This window comes from Phycicoccus avicenniae (genome assembly GCF_018139485.1).
In the GTDB taxonomy this organism is placed as follows: Bacteria; Actinomycetota; Actinomycetes; order Actinomycetales; family Dermatophilaceae; genus Phycicoccus; species Phycicoccus avicenniae.
The window spans coordinates 104,671-129,104 of record NZ_JAGSNF010000012.1 but is presented as its reverse complement, the minus strand read 5'-3'; the positions used below and the strand labels follow the sequence as shown (position 1 = coordinate 129,104).

General features: G+C 74.5%; 25 protein-coding genes. 12 read left to right on the top strand and 13 right to left on the bottom strand.

Translation table 11 applies throughout. The annotated features are described in order from the left end of the window. Positions 1 to 4 precede the first annotated feature (4 nt). From KC207_RS09550 to KC207_RS09525, 6 genes are all read right to left on the bottom strand, one after another. Positions 5 to 913: an aldehyde dehydrogenase family protein gene (locus KC207_RS09550; protein WP_211602787.1), complete on the bottom strand. Its 909-nt coding sequence runs from the start codon at positions 911 to 913 to the stop codon at positions 5 to 7. Next, the gene (locus KC207_RS09545) at positions 910 to 2,361 is read right to left on the bottom strand and encodes an aldehyde dehydrogenase family protein (protein WP_211602786.1); all 1,452 of its coding nucleotides are present in this window, start codon (positions 2,359 to 2,361) and stop codon (positions 910 to 912) included. The genes KC207_RS09550 and KC207_RS09545 overlap by 4 nt, the downstream gene beginning before the upstream one ends. A gap of 54 nt (positions 2,362 to 2,415) precedes the next feature. After that, positions 2,416 to 3,405 carry a deoxyribose-phosphate aldolase gene (gene deoC, locus KC207_RS09540; RefSeq protein ID WP_211602785.1) on the bottom strand — a complete coding sequence of 330 codons (990 nt, stop codon included), beginning with the start codon at positions 3,403 to 3,405 and terminating at the stop codon, positions 2,416 to 2,418. A 60-nt stretch (positions 3,406 to 3,465) separates the two neighbouring features. Then, positions 3,466 to 4,287, bottom strand: coding sequence for a VOC family protein (locus KC207_RS09535; RefSeq protein WP_211602784.1), 822 nt, complete (start codon positions 4,285 to 4,287; stop codon positions 3,466 to 3,468). A gap of 105 nt (positions 4,288 to 4,392) precedes the next feature. Beyond that, positions 4,393 to 6,060, bottom strand: a complete 1,668-nt coding sequence (locus KC207_RS09530; protein WP_211602783.1) for a phospho-sugar mutase — start codon at positions 6,058 to 6,060, stop codon at positions 4,393 to 4,395. A gap of 11 nt (positions 6,061 to 6,071) precedes the next feature. After that, the gene (locus KC207_RS09525) at positions 6,072 to 6,911 is read right to left on the bottom strand and encodes a purine-nucleoside phosphorylase (RefSeq protein ID WP_249138668.1); all 840 of its coding nucleotides are present in this window, start codon (positions 6,909 to 6,911) and stop codon (positions 6,072 to 6,074) included. Positions 6,912 to 7,066: 155 nt separating this feature from the next. Here KC207_RS09525 and KC207_RS09520 point away from each other — a divergent pair, with 155 nt between their 5' ends. The 5 genes from KC207_RS09520 to KC207_RS09500 all read left to right on the top strand — a co-directional run bounded on the left by KC207_RS09520 (position 7,067) and on the right by KC207_RS09500 (position 9,976). Continuing rightward, positions 7,067 to 7,477: a MarR family winged helix-turn-helix transcriptional regulator gene (locus KC207_RS09520; protein ID WP_211602781.1), complete on the top strand. Its 411-nt coding sequence runs from the start codon at positions 7,067 to 7,069 to the stop codon at positions 7,475 to 7,477. 3 nt (positions 7,478 to 7,480) lie between these two features. Then, positions 7,481 to 7,972, top strand: coding sequence for a DUF2306 domain-containing protein (locus KC207_RS09515; protein ID WP_211602780.1), 492 nt, complete (start codon positions 7,481 to 7,483; stop codon positions 7,970 to 7,972). A 14-nt stretch (positions 7,973 to 7,986) separates the two neighbouring features. Then, positions 7,987 to 9,402 (top strand): NAD(P)H-quinone dehydrogenase, encoded by a 1,416-nt coding sequence (locus KC207_RS09510; protein WP_211602779.1) that lies wholly within the window; start codon positions 7,987 to 7,989, stop codon positions 9,400 to 9,402. Positions 9,403 to 9,476: 74 nt separating this feature from the next. Then, the gene (locus tag KC207_RS09505; protein ID WP_211602778.1) at positions 9,477 to 9,803 is read left to right on the top strand and encodes an antitoxin; all 327 of its coding nucleotides are present in this window, start codon (positions 9,477 to 9,479) and stop codon (positions 9,801 to 9,803) included. Then, entirely contained in the window at positions 9,803 to 9,976 is a 174-nt protein-coding gene (locus KC207_RS09500; protein WP_211602777.1) for a hypothetical protein, read from the top strand. The genes KC207_RS09505 and KC207_RS09500 overlap by 1 nt, the downstream gene beginning before the upstream one ends. A 24-nt stretch (positions 9,977 to 10,000) precedes the next feature. Here KC207_RS09500 and KC207_RS09495 read toward each other — a convergent pair whose 3' ends face one another. Together KC207_RS09495 and KC207_RS09490 are read right to left on the bottom strand one after the other, a co-directional pair. Then, positions 10,001 to 11,773, bottom strand: coding sequence for an acetyl/propionyl/methylcrotonyl-CoA carboxylase subunit alpha (locus tag KC207_RS09495; RefSeq protein WP_211602776.1), 1,773 nt, complete (start codon positions 11,771 to 11,773; stop codon positions 10,001 to 10,003). 74 nt (positions 11,774 to 11,847) lie between these two features. Next, entirely contained in the window at positions 11,848 to 12,333 is a 486-nt protein-coding gene (locus KC207_RS09490; RefSeq protein WP_211602775.1) for a MarR family winged helix-turn-helix transcriptional regulator, read from the bottom strand. 39 nt (positions 12,334 to 12,372) lie between these two features. On the opposite strand from KC207_RS09490, the gene KC207_RS09485 reads away from it, so the two are divergent. The 3 genes from KC207_RS09485 to KC207_RS09475 all read left to right on the top strand — a co-directional run bounded on the left by KC207_RS09485 (position 12,373) and on the right by KC207_RS09475 (position 15,117). Further along, on the top strand, positions 12,373 to 13,284 hold the full coding sequence (locus KC207_RS09485) for a DMT family transporter (protein ID WP_211602774.1): 912 nt from the start codon (positions 12,373 to 12,375) through the stop codon (positions 13,282 to 13,284). Between the two features lie 85 nt (positions 13,285 to 13,369). After that, on the top strand, positions 13,370 to 14,641 hold the full coding sequence (locus KC207_RS09480) for a DUF2157 domain-containing protein (RefSeq protein WP_211602773.1): 1,272 nt from the start codon (positions 13,370 to 13,372) through the stop codon (positions 14,639 to 14,641). Next, the gene (locus KC207_RS09475) at positions 14,641 to 15,117 is read left to right on the top strand and encodes a GDYXXLXY domain-containing protein (RefSeq protein WP_211602772.1); all 477 of its coding nucleotides are present in this window, start codon (positions 14,641 to 14,643) and stop codon (positions 15,115 to 15,117) included. Before KC207_RS09480 ends, KC207_RS09475 begins: the two co-directional genes overlap by 1 nt. Before the next feature lie 105 nt (positions 15,118 to 15,222). On the opposite strand, the gene KC207_RS09470 is transcribed toward KC207_RS09475, so the two are convergent. Next, positions 15,223 to 17,463: a putative bifunctional diguanylate cyclase/phosphodiesterase gene (locus KC207_RS09470; protein ID WP_211602771.1), complete on the bottom strand. Its 2,241-nt coding sequence runs from the start codon at positions 17,461 to 17,463 to the stop codon at positions 15,223 to 15,225. A 145-nt stretch (positions 17,464 to 17,608) separates the two neighbouring features. On the opposite strand from KC207_RS09470, the gene KC207_RS09465 reads away from it, so the two are divergent. After that, positions 17,609 to 18,469 carry a tryptophan 2,3-dioxygenase gene (locus KC207_RS09465; protein ID WP_211602770.1) on the top strand — a complete coding sequence of 287 codons (861 nt, stop codon included), beginning with the start codon at positions 17,609 to 17,611 and terminating at the stop codon, positions 18,467 to 18,469. A gap of 63 nt (positions 18,470 to 18,532) precedes the next feature. After that, positions 18,533 to 19,453 (top strand): PfkB family carbohydrate kinase, encoded by a 921-nt coding sequence (locus KC207_RS09460; protein ID WP_211602769.1) that lies wholly within the window; start codon positions 18,533 to 18,535, stop codon positions 19,451 to 19,453. 148 nt (positions 19,454 to 19,601) lie between these two features. Here the strand turns inward: KC207_RS09460 and KC207_RS09455 are convergent, their stop codons facing one another. Then, on the bottom strand, positions 19,602 to 20,027 hold the full coding sequence (locus KC207_RS09455; RefSeq protein WP_211602768.1) for a MerR family transcriptional regulator: 426 nt from the start codon (positions 20,025 to 20,027) through the stop codon (positions 19,602 to 19,604). A gap of 98 nt (positions 20,028 to 20,125) precedes the next feature. On the opposite strand from KC207_RS09455, the gene KC207_RS09450 reads away from it, so the two are divergent. Beyond that, entirely contained in the window at positions 20,126 to 21,319 is a 1,194-nt protein-coding gene (locus KC207_RS09450) for an acyl-CoA dehydrogenase family protein (protein WP_211602767.1), read from the top strand. Next, positions 21,316 to 22,872 (top strand): acyl-CoA carboxylase subunit beta, encoded by a 1,557-nt coding sequence (locus KC207_RS09445; RefSeq protein ID WP_211602766.1) that lies wholly within the window; start codon positions 21,316 to 21,318, stop codon positions 22,870 to 22,872. Before KC207_RS09450 ends, KC207_RS09445 begins: the two co-directional genes overlap by 4 nt. A 42-nt stretch (positions 22,873 to 22,914) precedes the next feature. On the opposite strand, the gene KC207_RS09440 is transcribed toward KC207_RS09445, so the two are convergent. The 3 genes from KC207_RS09440 to KC207_RS09430 are packed head-to-tail and all read right to left on the bottom strand — an operon-like array spanning position 22,915 to position 24,434. Next, complete coding sequence (locus KC207_RS09440) at positions 22,915 to 23,232, bottom strand: winged helix-turn-helix domain-containing protein (RefSeq protein ID WP_211602765.1); 318 nt, start codon at positions 23,230 to 23,232, stop codon at positions 22,915 to 22,917. Next, positions 23,229 to 23,720 (bottom strand): hypothetical protein, encoded by a 492-nt coding sequence (locus tag KC207_RS09435; RefSeq protein ID WP_211602764.1) that lies wholly within the window; start codon positions 23,718 to 23,720, stop codon positions 23,229 to 23,231. Before KC207_RS09435 ends, KC207_RS09440 begins: the two co-directional genes overlap by 4 nt. Positions 23,721 to 23,774: 54 nt before the next feature. After that, a complete protein-coding gene (locus tag KC207_RS09430; protein WP_211602763.1) occupies positions 23,775 to 24,434 on the bottom strand; it encodes a Maf family protein in 660 nt (219 codons plus the stop codon).

Here is a 24,434-nt window from a genome sequence, read left to right as displayed (position 1 = left end):
GGGGTCAGCGGCCCTTCGGGTGCCAGACGGTCTTCGTCTCGAGGAAGGCCGACAGCCGGGACAGGTCGGGCACCGGTGCGAAGTCGGGCTCGACGGCCTCGGCCCCCGTGCCGCCCGGCCGCAGGACCCGCTTGAGGTTGTCCGCCGCCGCGATCTCGAGGTCGGCCCAGTCGACGCCGTCGGCGTCCGCGGCACCGGTGAGGTCGATGGCGTTCACGTCCCGGTGCGAGGCGAGCCACGGGGCGATCTCGGCGGTCCGGCCGGTGACGACGTTGACGACGCCGCCGGGGACGTCGGAGGTCGCGAGGCACTCGGCGAGGTCGATCGCCGGCAGCGGGCGGTCCTGCGAGGCGACGACGACGCACGTGTTGCCGGACACGACGACCGGCGCGACGACGGACACGAGGCCGAGGAGCGAGGACGCCTGGGGCGCGAGGACGGCGACGACGCCGGTCGGCTCGGGCGCCGAGATGTCGAAGTACGGCCCCGCGACGGGGTTGAGCCCGCCGAGCACCTGCGGGTACTTGTCCGACCAGCCCGCGTACCAGACCCACCGGTCGATCGCGGCGGACACGACGCCCTCGGCGCGGGCGGCCGTGAGGCCCTCGGCGTCCCGGACGTCCTGGACGAGCTGGGCGCGGCGGCCCTCCATGACCTCGGCGACGCGGTAGAGGACCTGCCCGCGGTTGTACGCGGTGGCCCCGGCCCAGCCCGGCTGCGCCTTGCGGGCGGCGACGACGGCGTCGCGGGCGTCCTTGCGGGAGCCCTGGGCGGCGTTGGCGAGGAAGCGCGGGGTGCTCCGGCGGCCGGTCGGCGCGGCGGTCACCTCGTAGGAGCGGCCGCTCTCGGAGCGAGGGAACTTGCCACCGATGTAGAGCTTGTACGTCTTGCGGACGTCCACGCGGGTGCTCACGTCGTCTCCTGACCGGTGCTCACGTACGCCTCGAGCCCGTGCCGGCCGCCCTCGCGGCCGTAGCCGGACTCCTTGTAGCCGCCGAACGGCGACGTCGGGTCGAACTTGTTGAAGGTGTTGGCCCACACGACGCCGGCCCGCAGCTGGTCGGCCATCCAGAGGATCCGGCTGCCCTTCTCGGTCCAGATGCCGGCGGACAGCCCGTACGGGGTGTTGTTCGCCTTCGCGACGGCCTCGCCCGGGGTACGGAAGGTGAGGACGGACACGACGGGCCCGAAGATCTCCTCCTGGGCGATCCGCGAGGACTGCGAGACCCCGGAGAAGACGGTCGGGCGGAACCAGTAGCCGGAGGTCGGCAGGTCGCAGCCGGAGTCCCAGCGCTCGGCGCCCTCGGCCTCGCCGACGCCCGCGAGCTCGGTGATCCGGTCGAGCTGGGCCTTGCTGTTGATGGCCCCGACGTCGGTGTTCTTGTCCATCGGGTCGCCGACGCGCAGCGTGCCGAGCCGCCGCTTGAGCCGGCGCAGCACCTCGTCGACGACGTTCTCCTGGACGAGCAGGCGGCTGCCGGCGCAGCACACGTGGCCCTGGTTGAAGAAGATGCCGGTGACGATGCCCTCGATCGCCTGGTCCATCGCCGCGTCGTCGAAGACGATGTTCGCGCCCTTGCCGCCGAGCTCGAGGGTCGCCCGCTTGCGCGTGCCGGCGATGGAGCGGGCGATCATCTTGCCGACCCCCGTCGAGCCGGTGAACGCGAGCTTGTCGACGCCGGGGTGGTCGACGATGGCCTGGCCGGTCGCGCCCGCCCCGGTGACGATGTTGACGACGCCCGGCGGCAGGTCGGCCTGGCGGCAGATCTCCGCGAAGGCGAGCGCCGTCAGCGGGGTCGTCTCGGCGGGCTTGAGGACGACGGTGTTGCCGGTCGCGAGGGCCGGGGCGACCTTCCACGCGAGCATGAGGAGCGGGAAGTTCCACGGGATGACCTGGCCGACGACGCCGATGCCGCGGGGGTTGCTCCCGAGCGAGGCGTACTCGAGCTTGTCGGCCCAGCCCGCGTGGTAGAAGAAGTGCGCCGCGACGAGGGGTACGTCGACGTCCCGGCTCTCCTTGATCGGCTTGCCGTTGTCGAGCGTCTCGAGGACGGCGAGCTCACGGGCCCGCTCCTGGATGATCCGGGCGATCCGGTAGAGGTACTTGCCGCGGTCGGCGCCGCTCATCCGCGACCAGACGCGGGTGTACGCGGTCCGGGCGGCGCGCACGGCGGCGTCGACGTCGTCGGCGGTGGCCTCTGAGACCTCGGAGAGGACCTCCTCGGTGGCCGGGTTCACCGTCTTGAACGGCTTGCCGCCGGTGGCCTCGACGAACTCGCCGCCGATGAACAGCCCGTGGCTGCTCGCGATGTCGACGACGGCCCGGGACTCGGGGGCCGGTGCGTACTCGAAGGTGGGCATTGCGCGAAGGTCCTTGCGTCTGCGGTGCGGGTGCGGTGCGGTCGGTGCTCGGGGTCAGTAGGCGCTCGGGGCGTCGTCGGCGACGTAGTCGGCGCCGGAGTACGCGCCGGTCGCCATCCGCTGGCGCTGGAGGACGAGGTCGTTGAGGAGCGAGGAGGCCCCGAACCGGAACCAGTGGTTGTCGAGCCACGCCTCGCCGGCGATCTCGTGGACGGTGACGAGGTAGCGGATGGCGTCCTTGCTCGTGCGGATGCCGCCGGCCGGCTTGACGCCGACCTGCTCGCCGGTGAGGTCGTGCCAGTCGCGGACCGCCTCGAGCATCGTCAGGGTGACGGGGAGCGTCGCGGCCGGGGAGATCTTGCCCGTCGAGGTCTTGACGAAGTCGCCGCCGGCGAGCATCGACAGCCACGACGCGCGGCGGACGTTGTCGTACGTCACGAGCTCGCCGGTCTCCATGATGACCTTGAGGCGGGCGTCGCCGCAGGCCTCCTTCGTCTCGGCGATCTCGCGGAAGACGGAGAGGTAGTCGCCGGCGAGGAACGCCCCGCGGTCGATGACCATGTCGATCTCGTCGGCCCCGGCCGCAACGGCGTCGCGGGTGTCGGCGAGCTTGACGGCGCGGCTCGCGCGGCCGCTCGGGAAGGCGGTGGCGACGGCGGCGACCTTGACGCCGGAGTCGCCGAGCGTCTCCTTCGCGATGCCGACCATGTCTCCGTAGACGCAGACCGCGGCCGGGCTCGGGGTGTCCGGGGCGGTCGGGTCCGGCACGAGCGCCCGGGTCGCGAGGCCGCGGACCTTGCCGGGGGTGTCGGCGCCCTCGAGCGTCGTGAGGTCGATCATCGAGATGGCGAGGTCGATGGCCCACGCCTTGCTCGAGGTCTTGATGGAGCGGGTCGACAGCCCCGCGGCGCGGGCCTCGCAGCCGACCTGGTCGACGCCCGGCAGGCCGTGCAGCCAGCCCGTGAGGGCGGAGTTCGTCAGGCGCGAGACACCCAGCAGGTCGCGGGCGCGCGCGGTCACGTCGACGTCGGTGGCGGTACTCACCCGGCGAGTGTACGGGCGCTGCCGCGGACCCGTCACCGGCCCTCGGCCCACCGGGAGGGGTCAGTCCCAGGAGGTGGGCGGGGTGAACTGGCTCGCCGTGAAGACCGCTCCCTGGGGGTCGCGGACCACGACCTCACGGGTCCACTCCGTCTCGAGCCGGAGGAGCACGGTGCCCCCGAGGTCGGGGACCCGGTCCACCACGTCGTCGCGGTCGGCGACGGTGAACACGACGTACCAGCCGGGCTCCTCGTCCTCCGCGGGGACGATCGCCCCGATGGTGTCGGCGAAGCCCTCGGGGGCCTGGGCCTGACGGACCCGGATGTCCGGGTCGACGGTGGACTCGAGGTGGTCTCCGTACCCGGGGACCTGGATGGCCGTCGCCCACCCCTGGTCGACCAGGCGCCACCCGAAGAGGGCCTCGTAGAACGAGCCGACCCGATCGGGATCCCGGGACCGCAGGTTGCTGAAGTTCCAGGCGCCCGGCAGGTTCGCCACCTGGGCCCCGAGCCGCCTCCGAGCCTGCCAGAGCCGGATCTCGTTGCTCTCCGGGTCGAGGACGACCGCGCCCCGACCGCCGGGTCCCGCGTCGGTCGGGGCCTCGAGGACCGTGCCGCCGAGGGCGACGGCCCGCTCGACGGACGCGTCGGTGTCGCTGACCGCGACGTAGGTCGACCACCGAGCGGGACCGCTGGGCGCCTCGGCAAGGGCGGCCGCGTCCGCGCCGTCGAGGGTTGCCACGACGTACCGCAGCGGGGCGTCCGGCGGCGTCGCGAGCGTGAACTCCCATCCGAGAAGAGGCCCGTAGAACCGCTGCGCGGCCTCGATGTCGGGCTGCTCGGCGTCGATCCAGCACGTGACGCCCGGGGGGTAGGTCCGCTCCATCTCCCGAGCGTAGGGGGTCACCGACGGTCCTCGCGCGACGGGAGGACCGTCGGCGACCGTCCCGTCCGCCCTCGGGACGCGGCCCCGTGGGTGTCCCGGGCCGGGTCAGGGGGTCGTGAGCCGCTCGAGGTCGCTGCGGAGGGCCGCGAGCCGGTCCCGGGCCCGGCCGCGGGCGGCGGCGAGGTCGTCGGTCGGCTCCTCGACCGCCTCGAGGTAGACCTTGAGCTTCGGCTCGGTGCCGGACGGCCGGACGATGACCCGGGCGTCGTCGGCGAGGTACCAGCGCAGCCCGTCGGTCGGCGGCAGGTCCTCGGTCCCCTCGGCGAGGTCGTCGGCGCGGGCCACGTCGATGCCGGCGATGCTCGTGGGCGGCTGCGCCCGGAGCCGCTCCATGACCGTGCCGATGAGCGAGAGGTCCTCGACCCGGACGGAGAAGGCGTCGGTCGCGTGGACCCCGTGCTCCCGGTCGAGGTCGTCGAGCCGGTCCTGGAGGGTCCGGCCCTGCGCCTTGAGCCCGGCGGCGAGCTCGGCGACGGCGAGCGCCGCGGACACCCCGTCCTTGTCCCGGACGTGGCCGGGGTCGACGCAGTAGCCGATGGCCTCCTCGTAGCCGTACCGCAGGCCCTCGACCCGGCCGATCCACTTGAAGCCGGTGAGGGTCTCCTCGTGCCGGACCCCGGCGGCGCGGCACATCGTCGCGAGCATCCGGGAGGAGACGATCGAGCACGCGAAGACGGCGTCCTCCGCGACCCCGCGGTCGAGGACGTGCGCCCCGAGGAGCGCCCCGATCTCGTCGCCGCGCAGCATCCGCCAGCCGCCCGGGCCGGGCGCCGCGACGGCGCACCGGTCGGCGTCGGGGTCGTTGGCGACGACGACGTCGGGGCCGGTCTGCTCGGCGAGCTCGAAGGCCGCGTCCATCGCCCCCGGCTCCTCGGGGTTGGGGAAGGAGACGGTGGGGAAGAGCGGGTCCGGCTCGGCCTGCGACGCGACCGGCTCGGGGGCGTCGAAGCCCGCGGCGACGAAGGCCCGGCGGACGGTGTCGGCGCCGACGCCGTGCAGTGCGGTGTGGACGACCGACAGCTCCCGCGGGGTGCCGGGGTCGACGACCGTGACGACGTCGCGCAGGTAGGCCTCGAGCACGTCCTCGCCGAGGGTCTCCCACCCGTCCTCGGCCCGCGGGACGGACGCGACGGACTCCACGGCGGCGATCGCGTCGGCGATGCTCCGGTCGACGGGCGGGACGATCTGCGACCCGTCGCCGACGTAGACCTTGTAGCCGTTGTCATCCGGCGGGTTGTGCGAGGCCGTGACCATGACGCCGGCGTCGGCGCCGAGGTGGCGGATCGCGTACGCGAGGACGGGGGTCGGCAGCGGCCGGGGGAGGAGCGCGGCGCGGCCGCCCATGCCCGTGACGACGGCGCACGTGTCCGCGGCGAAGACGTCGCTGTTCGTCCGGGCGTCGAAGCCGACGACGACGAACGGGGTGTCGGCGACGGCCTTCAGGTGCGCGGTGAGCCCGGCGGCGGCGCGGATGACGACGGCGCGGTTCATCCGGTGCGGTCCGCCGCCGAGCCGGCCGCGCAGCCCGGCGGTGCCGAACTCGAGGAGCCCGGACATCGCGTCGGCGAGCTCGTCGGCGGCAGCGGTGTCCTCGCCCTCGGCGGCGTCGGCGAGCCCGGTCAGCTCGTCACGGGTCCGCGGGTCGGGGTCGTCGGCCGCCCACGCACGGGCGGCGGCGACGACGTCGGCGGTCTCGGGCGGGGTGGAGGGCATCGCAGGCGACCTCAGATCCGCTCGACGACGGTCGCGAGGAGCCGGCCGCAGCGGTCGGCGGCGGCCTTGCCGGCCTCGATGACCTCCTCGTGGCTCAGCGGGTCGGGGGAGATGCCGGCGGCGGCGTTCGTCACGAGCGAGATGCCGAGCACCTCGAGACCGACGTGGCGGGCGGCGATCGCCTCGAGCGCGGTCGACATCCCGACGAGGTCGCCGCCGAGGACCTTCGCCATCCGCACCTCGGCCGGGGTCTCGTACTGCGGGCCGCGGAACTGGGTGTAGACCCCCTCGTCGAGGGTCGGGTCGACCTCCTGGGCGGCGGCGCGCAGCCGCGGGCTGTAGAGGTCGGTGAGGTCGACGAAGGTCGCGCCCTCGAGCGGGGTGGCGCCGGTGAGGTTGAGATGGTCGGAGATGAGGACCGGGGTGCCGGGGGTCCACTCGGGGCGCAGGCCGCCGCAGCCGTTCGTGAGGACGACGGCCGAGCAGCCGGCGGCCGCGGCGGTGCGGACGCCGTGGACGACGGAGCGGACGCCGCGGCCCTCGTAGAAGTGGGTGCGGGTGCCGTAGACGAGGGCCCGGCGGCCGGTGTCGCCGATGGCGACCGAGCGCATCGTGCCGGTGTGCCCGTGGACGGCGGCGGCCGCGAAGCCCGGGACGTCGGTGTTCTCGATCGTCGCGAGGGTCTCGCCGACGAGGTCGCCGGCCTGGCCCCAGCCCGACCCGAGGACGAGGGCGACGTCGTGCCGCTCGACGCCGGTGCGCTCGCGGATGACCGCGGCGGCGGCCTCGGCGACGGCGAACGGGTCGACGGCGGGGTCGGTGAGGTCGTGGGCGGCGGCGCTGTCGGTCACCCGGGCAGCGTACCGATGCCGGGGAGGGTGCCGGGCCGGGGTCATGGACGCTCGACGTCGGGCAACACGCAGGCGGAGCGGGCCGTCCGCCTGCGTGTTGCCCGATCTCGACGCGTGTCCTTGCGGCTGCAACTTGCATGTGCAACTCTGATCGGGTGCCCAGCCTCGCCCACCAGCTCCACGTCCTCGTCGCCCGGATGGACCGTCGCGCCGAGGCGCTGCTCGCCGAGGCCGGGACCGGTCTGACCTACCGCCGCTTCCTCACCCTGCTCCAGGTGTCCGAGCTGGACGGCCCGAGCCAGCGCGCGCTCGCCGAGCGCAACGGGTCGAGCGAGGCCGCGACGAGCCGGATGGTGGCCGGCCTCGCCGCCGACGGCCTCCTCGAGGTCCGGCCCAACGGCCGCGGCCGCACCCTCCACGTCACCGCCGAGGGCGGGCGTCGCCTCGCCGTCGCCGACGACGTCCTCGGGGGCCGCTTCGACGCCCTCGTCCGCGACCGGGGCCACGACCCGGCCGCCCTCCTCGCCCTCGTCACCGACCTGTCCGACCACGTCCCGGAGGACTGACCCATGGACCTGTGGACCCCGCTGCTCGTCTCCCACGTCGCCGCCGCCCTCGTCTCGGTGGCGCTCGGTGTCGTCCAGCTCGTCCGTCGCAAGGGCGACCTGCGCCACCGGCTCCTCGGGCGGGTGTGGGTCGGCCTCATGCTGTGGGCCGCCGTGTCGTCCTTCTGGATCCGCCACCTGCGCGACGGCGGGTTCAGCTGGCTGCACGTCCTCAGCGTCGTCACCCTCGTCACCGTGACCCTCGGCGTCGTCGCCGTCCGCCGCGGCGACCTGCGCGGCCACCGGGGGAACATGACGGGCAGCTGGGTCGGGTCGGCCGTCGCGATGGTGTTCGCCGTCGCGGTGCCCGGCCGGATGCTCCCGACCTTCGCGCTCGACGAGCCGCTCGGGGCGCTCGCCGCCCTCGTCGCGCTCGCGGCCACGACGGCCGCGCTCGTCGTCGTCGGGGACCGGCTCGCCCGGGTCGGGACGGGGCGGCCGCAGCCGGTCCACTGAGTGCGGATGGTTGGATGGCTCCCGTGAGTGCGCGGTCCAGCAGAGTCGTCATCCTCGGCGGTGGCCCCGGCGGGTACGAGGCGGCCCTCGTCGCCGCCCACCTCGGGGCCCGGGTCACGGTCGTCGAGCGCAGCGGCATCGGCGGCGCGTCGGTCCTCACCGACTGTGTCCCGAGCAAGACGCTCATCTCGACCGCCGAGTACATGAACGACATCGGGGTCGCCTCCGACCTCGGCGTCCAGCTCGAGGACGACCACGGGGACGGCGCACCCGAGGCCGTCGCCGACCTGCCGGGCGTGAACCGCCGGGTGCTCGCCCTCGCCGAGGCCCAGAGCCGCGACATCCGCAGCCGCCTCGACGAGGTGGGGGTCGAGGTCGTCACCGGGGCCGGGACGCTCACCTCCCCGACGTCGGTCCGGGTCACCGGTGACGACGGCGAGGCCCGCGACCTCGACGCCGACGTCGTCCTCGTCGCGACCGGCGCGGCGCCCCGGGTCATGGACACCGCCGTCCCGGACGGCGAGCGGATCCTCACGTGGCAGCAGATCTACGACCTCACCGAGCTGCCAGAGCGGCTCGTCGTCGTCGGTTCCGGCGTCACCGGCGCCGAGCTCGCCCAGGCCTACCTCGGGCTCGGCTCCGAGGTCGTCCTCGTCTCCTCCCGGGACCGGGTCCTGCCCGGCGAGGACGGCGACGCGGCCGAGGTCATCGAGGAGGTCTTCCGCAAGCGGGGGATGGAGGTGCTCGGCCGGTCCCGGATGGCGTCCGTCGAGCGCACCGACGACGGGGTGCTCGTCCGGCTCGAGGACGGCCGCGAGGTCACCGGGTCGCACGCCCTGCTCGCCGTCGGGTCCGTCCCGCAGACGCGGGGCATCGGCCTCGAGGAGGTCGGCGTCGAGCTCGCGCCGTCCGGGCACGTCGTCGTCGACAAGGTCTCGCGGACCTCGGTGCGTGGGGTCTACGCGGCCGGGGACTGCACCGGCGTCCTGCCGCTCGCGTCCGTCGCGGCGATGCAGGGGCGGATCGCGATGTCGCACGCCCTCGGGGACGCCGTCGCGCCGCTCGACCTCGACGTCGTCTCGGCGAACGTCTTCACCGACCCGGAGATCGCGACGGTCGGGGTGTCCGAGAAGGACCTCGCCGAGGAGCGGGTCGACGCCGACGTGCTGACCCTCGCCCTCTCCCGCAACCCCCGGGCGAAGATGCTCGGCATCCGGGACGGGTTCGTGAAGCTCTTCGCCCAGAAGGGGTCCGGGGCCGTCATCGGCGGCGTCGTCGTCGCGCCGCGGGCCTCCGAGCTCGTCTTCCCCGTGACCCTCGCGGTGCAGCACCGGCTCAACGTCGACCAGGTGGCCTCGACCTTCACGGTGTACCCGTCGCTGTCCGGCTCCATCGCCGAGGCCGCGCGCCGCCTGCACCCGACCGACTGACGTCCGTCCGGGCCGCTCACCTGCGGGTAGGGCAGGATGGGTCGTGACCTCGGACGCGACCCCAGGAGGACGCCATGGCCAAGTTCCGTGCCGCCGCGCTGCTCGGCGCCGTCAACAAGGTGAAGGACTACGCCCGCAAGAACCCCGAGAAGACCTCGGACGCCATCGGCAAGGTCGAGGGCTTCGTGCGCGGCAAGGCCGGTCCGCAGCACTCCGACAAGGTCGGCAAGGGCGGCGACGCCCTGCGCAAGGGCCTCGGCGTGCCGTCGTCCGGCGCGTCCGGCACCGGCGGCACCGTGTCCGGTGGCCCGACGTCCGGCGGCGGCAGCACCCCTCCGCCCCCGCCGCCGTCGACCGGGACCTCCCGCCCCGACGGGGACACCCCTACCTCGGGCGCCTGATGACGCAGCAGCCGGAGCACGTCGACCCGGACGTCGACCCCGACCCCGAGCCCGCCCCGGAGCCGGGCGCCCCGGCGGGTCCGGGCGACGACGGTGTGCCGGCCCCGAACCCCGAGCCCGGCACCGACGACGACCCGCAGCCGCGCCGCGACGTCGACGACGCCCCCGCCTGACGCCCGCCGCCGGGTACCCGGCGGTCAGGCGTCGGCGATCTCGCAGATGACGGCGCCGTTCGTCACCGTGGCGCCGACCTCGGCGGTCAGGCCGGTGACGGTGCCGGCCTTGTGGGCCGTGATCGGCTGCTCCATCTTCATCGCCTCGAGGACGACGACGGTGTCGCCCGCCGCGACCGTGGCCCCGTCCTCGACGGCGATCTTGACGATCGTCCCCTGCATCGGCGCGGTGAGCGAGTCGCCGGACACCGCCGCCCCGCCCCCGCCCCGGCTGCTGCGCCGCGGCGCCTTCTTCCGGCTCGCACCGCCACCGCCGCCGCCGAACGACATGTCGCCGGGCACCGACACCTCGAGCCGCTTGCCGCCGACCTCGACGACGAGGGTGCGGCGCTCCTGCGGCTCCTCGCCCTCGGCGGCCGGGCCCGCGTAGGGCTCGATGTCGTTGTCCATGTCGGTCTCGATCCACCGGGTGTGCACGGTGAACGGCTCGTCCGGGTCGCCCGGCGCGAACGCCGGGTCGGAGACGACCTTGCGGTGGAACGGCACGACGGTCGGCATGCCCTCGACGACGAGCTCGGCGAGCGCGCGGCGGGACCGCTCGAGCGCCTGCTGCCGGGTCCGTCCGGTGACGACGAGCTTGGCGATCATCGAGTCGAACGCCCCGGCGACGGTGTCGCCCTCGACGATGCCGGCGTCCCAGCGCACCCCCGGGCCCTGCGGGACGACCATCCGGGACACGGTGCCGGGGGCGGGCAGGAAGTTCCGCCCGGCGTCCTCGCCGTTGATCCGGAACTCGATGGAGTGCGCGTGCGGCTGCGGGTCGTCGTAGCCGAGCTCCTCACCGTTCGCGATCCGCAGCTGCTCACGGACGAGGTCGATGCCGGTGACCTCCTCGGACACCGGGTGCTCGACCTGGAGGCGGGTGTTGACCTCGAGGAAGCTGATGTGGCCGTCCGGCCCGACGAGGTACTCGCACGTCCCGGCGCCGACGTAGCCGGCCTCGGACAGGATCGCCTTCGAGGCACGGACGAGCTCGGCGTGCTGCTCCTCGCTGAGGAACGGCGCGGGGGCCTCCTCGACGAGCTTCTGGTTGCGCCGCTGCAGCGAGCAGTCGCGGGTCGAGACGACGACGACGTTCCCGTGCTGGTCGGCGAGGCACTGGGTCTCGACGTGCCGGGGGTGGTCGAGGAAGCGCTCGACGAAGCACTCGCCGCGACCGAAGGCGGTGACGGCCTCGCGGACGGCGGAGTCGAAGAGGTCCGGGATCTCCTCCATCGTCCGGGCGACCTTGAGGCCGCGACCGCCGCCACCGTAGGCCGCCTTGATGGCGACCGGCAGGCCGTGCTCCTGCGCGAAGGCGACCACCTCCTCGGGTCCCTCGACGGGGTCCTTCGTGCCGGGGACGAGCGGGGCGTCGGCGGCGAGGGCGATGTGCCGCGCCTTGACCTTGTCGCCGAGGCTGTCGATGGCCTGCGGTCCGGGGCCGATCCAGGTCAGCCCCGCGTCGATGACCTTCTGGGCGAAGTCGGCGTTCTCGGCGAGGAAGCCGTAGCCGGGGTGCACCGCGTCGGCGCCCGCCTGCTGCGCGACCTCGACGAGCTTCTCCTGGAGGAGGTAGGACTCGGCCGGGGTCTGCCCGCCGAGGGCGTACGCCTCGTCGGCGACCCGCACGTGGAGGGCGTCCCGGTCGGGGTCGGCGTAGACGGCGACCGACGCGATGCCGGAGTCGGCGCAGGCGCGGGCGATGCGCACGGCGATCTCGCCCCGGTTGGCGATGAGGACCTTGGTGATGGCCATGGTCGTGGACTCTAGCGGCCCGTCCGGGGCCCGGCCGGGTGGCCGTGACCGACGTCGCGCGGACGTGGCGGGACTCACGCCCCGAGGGCGGAGGCGAGCCGTCCGAGGAGGCGTGCGAGCTCGTCCCGCTCGGCGTCGGGCAGGGCGGCGAGCAGCCGGCGCTCGTTGTCGATGTGCGCCGTCATCGCCTCGTCGATGACCTCGCGGCCGCGGGCGGTGAGGTGGACGGTGCGCGAGCGGCCGTCGCCGGTGCTCGCCCGGCGCTCGACGAGGCCGGCCGCCTCGAGCCGGTCGAGCCGCTTGCTCACGGCACCCGAGGTGACCATCGTGCGGGCGGACAGCTCGCTCGGGGTCAGGGCGTACGGGTCGCCCTGGCGGCGCAGCGTCGCGAGGACGTCGAACTCGCCCTCGCCGAGGCCGAACCGCGCGTAGACGGCGACGAGCTCGGGGGTGAGCGCCGCGGCGAGCCGGGAGATCCGGCCGATGACGAGGACGGGGGTGGTGTCGAGGTCGGGCCGCTCGACGAGCCACTGCTCGTGGACGGTCTGCACGTGGTCCATGAGTGGACACTATCTTCCACGGAAGGTAATGTCCCTTCCGTGGAAGACAACTCGGCGACGCTCCGCACCGTTCTGCTCACCGCGGTCGCCCCGGCGGTGTGGGGGTCGACCTACGCCGTGACCCAGCTGTTCCTCCCGCCGGACCGGCCGCTCCTCGCCGCCGTCCTGCGGATCCTGCCGGCGGGCCTGCTCATGCTCCTCTGGCTGCGGCGGCTCCCCAGCGGCCCGTGGTGGGGGCGCGCCACCCTGCTCGGCACGCTCAACCACGCCGTCTTCTTCGGCCTGCTCTACGTCGCGGCCTACCGGCTGCCGAGCGGGCTCGGCGCCACCCTCACGGCCCTGTCGCCGCTCGTCGTCATGGGTGTCGCCCGCCTCGCCATCGGCGAGCGCCAGCCGCCCGTGACCCTCGTCGCTGCCGTGACCGGCATCGTCGGGGTCGTCGTCCTCGTCCGCCTCGGCGGCGGCGACGGCGTCGTCGACCCGGTCGGCGTCGCGGCGATGGTCGGGGCCGTCGTGTCGTCATCGGTCGGCTTCGTCCTCGTCAAGCGGTGGACCCCGCCGGGCTCGGTCCTCGTCACGACGTCGTGGCAGCTCGTCGCGGGCGGGCTGCTCCTCGTCCCCGTCGCCCTCGTCGTCGAGGGCGGCCCACCGGCGCTCGACGTCCCGGCGGTCCTCGCGCTCGTCTACCTCGGGCTCGCCGGGTCGGTCGTCGGCTACGTCGTGTGGTTCCGGGGGCTCACCCGGATGGACGCCGGCGCCGTCGCCGTCGTCGGGCTGCTCAACCCCGTCGTCGGGACGGTCCTCGGCGTCGTGCTGCTCGGTGAGGCGTTCGGGCTCGGCCACCTCGGAGCGATGGTGCTCGTCCTCGGCGGGGTCCTGCTCGCGCAGGCGCCGGTGCGGGCCCGCCTCGTCGGCGGTCGCCGGCGGAAGGCGGCGGCGCCCGCGACCTGAGTACGACGACCCATGACGGCGCGGGGTCCCGAGCGGGACGATGGGGTGCGCCCACCCCGGGCGCCCGTCCCACGAGGAGGCCGCGATGACCGCGCCACCCACCGCACCGCCCCCGCCGTCCCCGACGGCACCGGGGGAGGCCCGACCGCCCGTGCGAGCGACCCCGTCCCGCCTGGCCTGGCTCGAGGACCAGCTCGACGCCTGGGCCGCCGACGGCCTCCTCGACGCCGGCACCGCGGCGTCGATCCGCGGGCGCTACGTCGCCCACCGGCGGGTCACGCTCGCCCGCATCGTCCTCACCCTGGGCGCCGCGTTCGTCGGCCTCGGGGTCATCTGGCTCGTCGCGGCCAACCTCGACGACCTCTCGCCACTCGTCCGGTTCGCCCTCGTCGTCCTCCTCTGGCTCGGCCTCGTCACCGCCGCGGAGACGGTCGCGGCCCGGACCGGTGGACGACGCGAGGACGAGGGGTCCCCGCTCGTCGGCGCCCTCCGTCTGCTCGCCGTCGCCGCCTTCGGCGCCGTCGTCTTCCAGGCCGCCCAGAGCCTCCAGGTCCCGGCCTACGAGCCGTCGCTCGTCGGCATCTGGGCCCTCGGCGCCCTCGTGTACGGCTACGCCGTGGGCGGTGTCTCCCCGGTCCTCGTCGGCATCGTCCTGTCCGCCGGGTGGGTCGTCTGGCACGTCGTCGACACCGCGACCGACCCCGGGGCCGCGGTCGTCGCCGTCGCGGCGGTGGGCCTGGGAGCCGTCGCCCTCGGTGTCCTGCACGGCCCGGCCGGTCGTCGCGGGCTCGTCCCGGTCGGGCTCGGCCTGCCGTGGCGGGAGGTCGGGGCCGTCCTCGCGCTCGGCGCCCTCTTCGTCGCGGCGCTGCCGTTCTTCGACGCGCCGCCGACGTGGTCGGTCCTCGCCGTCGTCGTCCTCGCCGCCGCCGTGCTGCTCGCCGGTGCCTCCCTCGTGCCGGGCGCCGGGGCGACGCGGGTCGACCGCCTCGAGGTCGGGGTCGGCGCCGCCGTCCTCGCCGCCGCGCTCGTCCTGGTGTCGTGGAGCACCTCGACGAGCATCACCGACCCCTCGCAGCTCGCGGCGGGCGACCTGGCCCGGGCCGTCGTCGCCGTCGTCGTGTACCTCGCGGTCGCGAGCGGCTACGCCGTCCTCGGCGGGATGCGCGGCAGCGGCCGGCTCACCTGGGTGGCGACCGGTGCGCTCGTCGTCTTCACGACGACCCAGGCGTTCGCCGTCTTCGCGCCGGTGCTGTCGGGCGCCGTGCTCTTCCTCGCCGTCGGTCTCGTCCTCCTCGGGACCGGCGTCCTCGCCGACCGGGGCAGGCGCCGGCTCGTGGCCGAGGGGAGAGCCGCGTGATGACGCCGCCGACCTCCCGTCGCGTCCTCCGGCTCGCCGTCGCCCTCGTCGTCCAGGCGCTGCTCGTCGGCGTCGCGGTGTGGGCCCCGCTCTCCGCGCGGCTCACCGGGGACGAGATCCGCCTCCGCGTCGCGCCCTTCGACCCGGTCGACCCCTTCCGCGGGGCCTACGTCGACCTCGACTACTCGGACCTGCCGAGCCCGGAGGGTGAGGGGGAGGGGGCGGCCTTCGTGCCGCTCACCCGGTCCGGGGACGTGTGGGTCGGCGGGCCGGTGACCCGGACCCGGCCGGAGGGTGGCCCCTACCTCGCGTGCGACGACGCGTCGTGGCGGCTGTCGTGCGGCATCGAGAGCCTGTTCCTGCCCCAGGACGAGGCCCGCGCGATGGAGGACGCCGTCCGCGGCGGGACGGCGGTCGCGGTGCTCCGGGTCGACGGGCGGGGCCACGCGGCCCTCCTCGGGGTCGAGCCGGACTGAGCCGGAGAACCCGGACCGACGGGCGGACGCTCGGACAGGCAGAAGGCGGTCGAACGGGGCTCGCGGCGCCGCTCCGGACCCTTCTGCCTGTCGGTGCCCTCGGGGTCAGGCGGGGACGGAGGCCTCGGTGTCCGACGTCGTGGCGGCGGTGACCGGCTCCGGCTCAGCCGCAGCGGTGGGCTCGGAGGGCGGGCCGAGCAGCCCACGGGCCTGGTCCAGGGGGACCGGCCGGGACCAGTAGTAGCCCTGGCCGACACCGCACGCCCGCTCGCTGAGCCAGGATGCCTGCTCGACGGTCTCGACGCCCTCGGCGACGGTGACCATCCGCATCGTCCGGCTCATCTCGAGGATCGCGAGGGTGACCGTGTCGGCGTGTCCCTCGGCGCCGATCTTGTCGATGAAGGACTTGTCGACCTTGAGGATGTCGACCGGCAGCCGCGAGAGGTAGGACAGCGAGCTGTAGCCGGTGCCGAAGTCGTCGATCGCGACCGACACCCCGAGGGCCCGCAGCGCGGACAGCGCCTCGGCCGCGGCGGTGACGTCCCCGAGGACGACGGACTCGGTGACCTCGAGCGTCAGCAGGTGCCCGGGCAGGCCGCTGTCCTCGAGCGCGCCGCGGACCTCGTCGAGGAACAGGGGGCTCGCGAGCTGGTCGGCGGAGACGTTGACGGCCATCGACACCGGACCGTCCGGGCGCTGGAGGTCGGTGGCGGCGCGGCAGGCGGCGCGCAGGACCCACCCGCCGAGGGCGACGATCTGGCCGGAGCGCTCCGCGGCGGGCACGAACTCCGACGGCGGCAGCAGGCCCCGCTCGGGGTGCTGCCAGCGCACGAGCGCCTCGAAGCCGGTGATCCGGCCCGAGGCCAGGGTGATCGTCGGCTGGAAGTGCAGGACCAGCTCGTCCTCCTCGACGGCGCGGGTCAGCTCGTTCTGGAGCGCGAGCCGCTCGAGCGACGCGGCGTGCCGGGTCGGGTCGTAGACCGCGACCGAGCCCTTGCCCTGGTCCTTGGCCCAGTACATGGCGACGTCGGCGTCCCGCAGGACCTCCTCGCCGGCGACCTCCTCGGCGCCGGTCACGGCGACGCCGATGCTCGCGCGCACCGACCACGCGCGCTCGCCGATGTCGACCGGCTCGGCCAGGACCTCGAGGAGGCGGCGCGCGACGGCTTCGGCCGTCTCCCGGGTCGTGTCCTCCAGGAGGACCGCGAACTCGTCCCCGCCGAGCCGCGCCGCGGTGTCGCCCGGGCGCAGGGCGCCGCGGATCCGGTCGGTCGCCGCGACGAGCAGCAGGTCGCCGACCGAGTGGCCGTGGGCGTCGTTGACCTCCTTGAAGTCGTCGAGGTCGAGGAAGAGGACGGCGCACGGGGCGTCCTGGCGGCGGCGGGCGAGCGCGTGGTCGAGCCGGTCGCCGAAGAGTGCGCGGTTGGCGAGCCCGGTGAGCGAGTCGTGGAAGGCCTGGTGCGAGAGCTGCTCGGCGAGCCGGGTCTGCTCGGTGACGTCGCGCAGGGTGAGGACCCAGGCGGCCACGGAGGGCTCGTGGAGGAGGTTGGTCATCGTCCCCTCGGTGACGAGCGTCCGGCCGTCCGCGTGGGGCACCCGCATCCGGACCGGCCGGTCCCCCGAGCGGGCGTCGGCGAGCGTGCGCACGACGGCCTGGGCGTCCTGCCCGAAGACCTCCGCCGGGGTGCGACCGAGGAGGTCCTCGGGCGAGCGGCCGAGCACGCTCCGGGAGGAGGGGCTGACGAACGAGACGGTCCCGTCCTTCTCCAGGACGACGATGAGGTCCGCGCTGTTCTGGACGAGCGCGAGCAGCCGCCGCTCGCGCTGGTCGACGACCTGCTGGGCGGTGAGGCGGCGCTCGAGGGCACGGTGGCGGTCGACGAGGCGACGGAACCACACGAACCAACCGACCGAGACCAGGGCCAGCAGCGCCGCGTGGATCCCGGCGGCGAGGAGGGAGCGGTCCCGGGAGGCGTCGTCGAGCGCGTCGCCGAGCGCGGCGTCGGCGGCGCGCAGACGCGAGAGCGCCGCCGGGTCGCGCGGGTCGGCGAGGAGGGCGTCGGTGCCGGCGACGACCGCGGCTCCCGGGGTCCCGGGCCCGGTGTCGACACCGCTCGCGACGAGGGAGTCCGTCGCCGCGCGGACGGCGGCGGTGGCGTCCGCCGCGGTGCCGGGCGTCAGGGGTGCGAGGGTCCCCGACAGGGCCGCTCGGGCCTCCCGGCGGTGCTCGACGTCGTCACCGAGGTGCCAGATGCCCGTGAGCAGGGCCATCTCGGCGACGACGACGAGCAGCGTCCCGAGGACGGTGGCCGTCGTCGTCAGGCGGGTGCGTCCGGTTCGGGACACCGGGGGCTCCTTTTCCACGGATGGCGATGCTCGCGCACCGTAGCCAGACCCGGGCGCGACCCGGCGCGGTTCGGCGCCCGCGGGGGCCGTTCGGACGAGGGGCTCCCCGCGGTCGGCGGAGCGCCGGCGGTGGCACGATGACGCCATGAGCGACGACGTGGTGGACCGGGCCCGGCGGACCCTCGAGGAGGGCATCCGCACCGACTTCGGTCGGGCGATGTCGTACGGCGCCTACCTCGACCTCGACACCCTCTTGTCGGCACAGCACCCCCGGAGCGAGCCGCCGCAGCACGACGAGCTGCTGTTCATCGTCCAGCACCAGGTGTCCGAGCTGTGGCTGAAGCTCCTGCTCCACGAGCTGCGTTCCGCCCGCTCCCTCCTCGCCGCCGACGAGCTCGCTCCGGCCCTCAAGCGCCTCGCCCGGGTCAAGCACGTCCAGCGACAGCTCGTCGAGATGTGGGACGTCCTCGCCACCCTCACCCCGAGCGAGTACGCCCAGATCCGCCCCTTCCTCGCGACAAGCTCGGGCTTCCAGAGCGACCAGTACCGCGCCGTCGAGTTCCTGCTCGGCAACAAGAACGCCGACATGGTGCGGGTCTTCGAGCACGACGCGCGGGCCCGCGCGGGGCTCGAGGAGCTCCTCGCCGAGCCGACGGTGTACGACGAGTTCCTCCGGCTGCTCGCGCGGCGCGGGTACCCCGTCCCGCGGGAGGTGCTGGACCGGGACGTCACCGCGCCGTACCGCCTCGTCCCGGCGCTCGTCGAGGTGTTCGCCGCCGTGTACGCCGCGCCGGACGAGCACTGGGGCGTGTACGAGACGTGCGAGGAGCTCGTCGACGTCGAGGACCTCTTCCAGCAGTGGCGCTTCCGTCACCTGCAGGTCGTGACCCGGACCATCGGCCACAAGGTCGGTACCGGTGGCTCGAGCGGCGTCGACTTCCTCCGCCGCGCCCTCGACCTCACCTTCTTCCCCGAGCTCTACGAGGTCCGCGCCCGCGTCGGCTGACGACGGGGGACCCGGCCGTCCACCGCGGCGCGGCGGGCCCGCCCACATCGCTAGGGTCGCGGCATGGCACCCCGGGTGATCCACACCGCGCAGGCCCTCGTCGACGTCGTCCTGGAGGTCCCGGAGATCCCGGCCCGGGGCGGCAACGTCATGGCCGGGAGCCAGCGCCGGTACGCCGGCGGTGCGACGACGACCCTGCTGGCCGCGGCCCGCTCGGGGGCCAGCGCCGTGCACGCCGGGGCGGTGGGGACCGGGCCGAACGGTGACCTCGTCCGCGAGACGCTGCGCACCGCGGGCGTCGCCCTGTCGGCGCCGCCGGTCGAGGACCTCGACACCGGGATCTGCGTCGTCCTCGTCGAGCCGACGGCCGAGCGCACGTTCGTCACCACCCAGGCCGCCGAGCGGTGCATCACCGCCGCGTCCCTGGCGACGAGCGCCCCCCGGCCCGGCGACCTCGTGTGCGTGAGCGGCTACTCGCTCGTCGGGCGGACCCGTGACCCGCTCGTCGAGTGGCTCGGCACCCTCGACGGCGGCGTCGACGTCGTCCTCGACCCGGGCGCGACCTTCGTGCACGCGGACGACGAGGCCCGCGAGGCCGTGCTCTCCCGGACGACCGTGTGGTCCGGCAACGCGGACGAGGCCTCGGCCCTCGCGGGGGTGGGCGGCATCCGGGAGTCCGCCGAGGTCCTCGCGACGATGCTGCCCCGCGGGGCCGTCGTCGTCGTGCGGGACGGCCCCCGGGGGTGTCTGGTGCGGGCCGACGGGGACGGGGTGTTCGTGCCCGGCCACCCGCAGCGGCCGGTGGACACCAACGGCGCGGGTGACACCCACACCGGCGTCCTGCTCGCCGAGCGGCTCGCCGGCGCGACGTGGTCCGAGGCTGCCGCCAGGGGCAACGCCGCCGGTGCGCTCACGGTGACCCGGCGTGGCCCGGACAGCTGCCCCACGCGGGAGGAGATCGACGCCTTCCTCGCGTCGCGCTGACGCCGGGACACCTCGGCCCGACCCGCGGGATCTGGTCACATCGGGTCATGGACGGACGGCGCCACGGTCCGGGATGATCGGCGTGCCCGGACCTTCCCGCGGCGTCAGCAGGGGGCGCGGCGGGAGGTCCGGGCGACTCCGTGCCGGCTCAGCCGATGCGGTCGAGGTCCTCCCGGCAGCGGCGCTCGAAGCCGTCGAGCTCGGTGAGCGCCGCCTCGAGGTCCGCGCGGCGCTGCTCGAGGTCGGCCCGACGCGCGTCGATCTGGGCGAGGACGTACTCGAGCTGGCTGCGGCGGCCGCGGGGCGCGTCGTAGAGGTCGATGATCGTGCGGATCTCCTCGAGGGGGAACCCGAGCCGACGCCCGCGCAGGACGAGACCGAGGCGGGTGCGGTCCCGCCGGTGGTAGACGCGGGTCGTCCCGCGCCGCTCGGGGGAGAGCAGGCCCAGGGCCTCGTAGTGGCGGACCGTGCGGTGGGTGACGCCGAACTCCTCGGCGACCTCGGCGATGGTCCACGTGCGCCCGCCCTCGTCCGAGGGCGCTGGCGGCGTGGTCGCGGTGGTCCGGGTTGTCACGGGACCGAGTATTGCTTTACGTTGACGTCAACGTCAAGAACGTTGACCCACCCGCCGGCCACCGCGACCCGGGGCCGGACCCGACGCGAAGGGGCGCCATGTACGAGCTGAGCAAGGACCACGAGGACTTCCGCGCCGTCGTGCGGGAGTTCGCGACCGAGGCCGTCGAGCCGCACGTCGCGCAGTGGGACCGCGACCACCACTTCCCGGCCGACCTCGTACCCCGGATGGGTGAGCTGGGCCTCTTCGGGCTCGTCGTCCCCGAGGCCTACGGCGGCTCGCTGGAGCACTCCGAGGGCGGGGCCTTCACGAGCCTCTGCCTCGCGATCGAGGAGCTCGGCCGGGTCGACCAGTCGATCGGGATCACCCTGTCCGCCGGGGTGGGGCTCGGGATCAACCCGATCCTCACGTACGGCACCGACGCCCAGAAGGAGCGCTTCCTCCCTGACCTCGTCGCCGGGCGCGCCCTCGCGGGCTTCGGGCTCACGGAGCCGGACGCGGGGTCCGACGCGGGCGCCACCCGCACCAAGGCCGTCCTCGACGAGGACGCGGGGGAGTGGGTCGTCGACGGGGCCAAGTCGTTCATCACCAACTCGGGCACGGACATCACCTCGGTCGTCACCGTCACCGCGCGCACCGGCACCACGGCCGAGGGCCGCCCGGAGATCTCCGCGGTCATGGTCCCCTCGGGGACGGCCGGCTTCACCGTCGAGCCCCCGTACGACAAGCTCGGCTGGAACATCTCCGACACCCACGGGCTGTCCTTCGACGGCTGCCGGGTGCCCGCAGACCACCTGCTCGGGGAGCGGGGCCAGGGCTTCCGCCAGTTCCTGAAGACCCTCGACGACGGTCGCATCGCGATCAGCGCCCTCGCCCTCGGGCTCGTCGTGCGGATGCGCGAGGAGGCGACGGCGTACGCCACCCAGCGCACCGCCTTCGGCCGGCCCATCGGGAGCAACCAGGGCGTCGCCTTCCCCGTCGCCGACCTGTCCGTCATGGAGGAGGCGGCCCGGCTGCTCACCTACCGCGCCGCGTGGCTCAAGGACGAGCACGAGGCGGGGCGGCGCTCGGCCCAGGAGGTCGCGCAGGCGGCGTCCAAGGCCAAGCTGTACACCTCCGAGGCGGCCGTGACCGCCACCCGCATCGCGACCCAGGTGTTCGGCGGCAACGGCTTCATGGAGGAGTACCCCGTCGCGCGGTTCTACCGCGACGCCAAGATCCTCGAGATCGGCGAGGGCACCTCCGAGGTCCAGCGGATGGTGCTCGCCAAGGCGATGGGTCTGCCGCTGTGACCGAGCGCGACCCCCGCGTCGCCGACGTCCGGGCCCGGCTCGAGCGCGCCCACGCCGCGTCGGCCGCCCCGTCGGAGAAGGCCGCGGCCAAGCTCGCCGCGCAGGACAAGCTCTACGTCCGCGACCGGATCGCCCTGCTCGTCGACGAGGGCTCCTTCGTCGAGGACGGCCGCTACGCCAACGCCCTCGCGGGCGGGCTGCCCGCCGACGGCGTCGTCACCGGCCGCGGGACCGTCGAGGACCGCCCGGTCGTCGTCATCGCCAACGACCCGACGGTCAAGGCCGGGTCCTGGGGCGCCCGGACCGTGGAGAAGATCGTCCGCGCCACCGAGACGGCGCTGCGCGAGGAGCTGCCGGTCTTCTGGCTCGTCGACTCCGCCGGTGCCCGGATCACCGACCAGGTCGAGATGTTCCCGGGCCGTCGGGGCGCGGGCCGGATCTTCCACAACCAGGTCGCCCTGTCCGGGAAGGTCCCACAGGTCTGCTGCCTCTTCGGGCCGTCGGCGGCGGGGGGCGCGTACATCCCGAGCTTCTGCGACGTCATCGTCATGGTCGAGGGCAACGCGTCGATGTACCTCGGCAGCCCGCGGATGGCCGAGATGGTCGTCGGCGAGAAGGTCTCGCTCGAGGAGATGGGCGGGGCGCGGATGCACTGCACCGTCTCCGGCGTCGGGGACCTGCTCGCCGCCGACGACGCCGAGGCCATCGAGCTCGCCCGCCTGTACCTGTCCTACCTCCCGGACAGCTGGCGCGCCGCCCCGCCGTCGTACACGGCCGAGGAGCCGGTGGCCCCGCTCGCGCGCGACGCCGTCCCGGAGCGCGAGAGCCAGCCGTTCGACGTCCACGACCTGCTCGACGGTCTCGTCGACGACGACAGCTTCTTCGAGATCAAGCCCCTCTTCGCCCCCGAGCTCGTCGTCGGGTTCGCCCGGCTGGGCGGCGAGAGCGTGGGCGTCGTCGCGAACAACTCGGCCGTCAAGGGCGGGGTGCTCTTCAGCGACTCCGCCGACAAGGCGGCCCGGTTCATCTGGCTGTGCGACGCCTTCAACGTCCCGCTCGTCTACCTCGCCGACGTCCCCGGCTTCATGATCGGCTCGGAGGTCGAGCGCGGTGGCATCATCCGGCACGGCGCGAAGATGGTCTCGGCCGTCTCCTCGGCGACCGTCCCCCAGGTGTGCGTCGTCGTCCGCAAGGCGTACGGCGCCGGCCTCTACGCCATGGGCGGGCCGGGCTTCGGCCCGGACGCGACGATCGCCCTGCCGACGGCGCGGATCGCCGTCATGGGCCCCGAGGCCGCCGTCAACGCCGTGTACGCGAACCGGATCGCCGAGATCGAGGCGACCGAGGGCGCCGACGCCCGCGAGGCCTTCGTCGCCGAGCGGCGGGCGGAGTACCTCGCCGACGTCGACCTCGAGCGGCTCGCCGCCGACCTCGTCGTCGACCAGGTCGTCGAGCCGGACGCGCTCCGGGCCGAGCTGCTGCTCCGGCTGCGCTACGCCGCCCGTCGCGACCGGCACTTCGCCGACAAGCGCCGGGGCGTCCCCCCGGTCTGACCGGCACCCGGCCCGACCGTCGGCGCGGGCCGACGGTCGGCATCAGCCGCCCGCGATCTCGCGCAGCGCGGCGAGGTGGTCCGAGAACGCGCGCCGGCCGTGAGCCGTCAGCGACAGCCACGTCCGCGGACGCTTGCCGATGTAGCCCTTGCGGACGCGGACGTACCCCGCCTGCTCCAGGGTCGAGACCTGCTTGGACAGAGCCGAGTCGGAGACCTCGACCTCGTCGCGGACCATGGCGAACTCCGCCTCGTCGACCCCGGCGAGGGTGGCGACGATGCTGAACCGGACGGGGGCGTGGATGACGTCGTCGAGCCGATGCCGAGCATGGCCGGCGCCGGCCTTCTCCTCGGTGCTCACACCCCGCCGCCGCGACGGATCCGCACGGCGGCGACGAGCATCGGGGTCGCGGTGAGGACGCCGGCTGCGACGAGCAGGACGACGTTCTCGGGGCCGGGTGCCCCGCCGTCCTCGCGGGCGACCTCACGGACGTTGAAGAGCACGACCGCGCCCATGAAGAGCACGAAGGTGCCGCCGAGCCCGAGCCAGGACGTCCGACGGGCGTGCCGGGGCCAGGCGAGTGCGCCCCGGGTCTGCCATGCGGCGAGGGCTCCGAGCAGCACCACGTAGAGGACGAGGGCGACCGTCTCGAACCGGGTCTCCTCGACGACGCGGGAGATCGTGAGGTAACCGCCCATGAGGACACCGAAGCCGGCCGTGGCCAGCGCGTGGATGCGCCGCTCGGCGTCACGGTTGGCGGTGGCGGCCTCGAGGTGGTCGAGCCGTCGGCGCGCTTCGCGTGGGGTGATCTCGTGCATGACGTCTTCTCCGCTCGTCGGTGTGGACATGACTCGACGCTACGAAAGTACTTTCCAATGTGTCAAGTACTTGCAGGTCGGGCGTCACGTCACCCGGCGGAGGTCGTGCCAGGCGACACCGAGGTCACGGACCAGGTCGCGCAGCAGGGGCAGGGACACCCCGACGACGCTGCTCGGGTCGCCCTCGATGCCCGTGACGTACGGGCCGCCCAGGCCGTCGAGGGTGAAGGCCCCCGCGACCCGGAGCGGCTCCCCGGTCGCGACGTACGCCTCGAGCTCGTCGTCGTCGAGGTCGGCGAAGTGCACGGTCGTCGACGCGGTCCCCCCGACCATGCCCCCGGTACCGCCCACGTCCCGGCCACGCAGGTCGAGCAGCCAGTGGCCGGTGTGCAGGACGCCGGACCGGCCCCGCATCCGACGCCAACGGGCGACCGCCTCGGCGGCGTCGGCCGGCTTGCCGTGCACCTCGTCGTCGAGCTCGAGGACGGAGTCGCAGCCGAGGAGCAGGTCGGCGTCCGTGCCCCCCTCGGCGGTGAGGGTCCCGGCGACGTCCTCCGCCTTGGCCCGCGCGAGCAGGAGCGCGACGTCGGGCGCGGCGAGCGACCCGTGCCGCTCCTCGGCGGCCGAGACGGCCGCGGGCTCGTCGACGGTCGAGACGCGCACGAGCGGGTCCAGCCCGGCCGCGCGCAGGGTCGAGAGCCGGGCGGGGGAGGCGGAGGCGAGGAGCAGGTGGAGGGTGGCCAT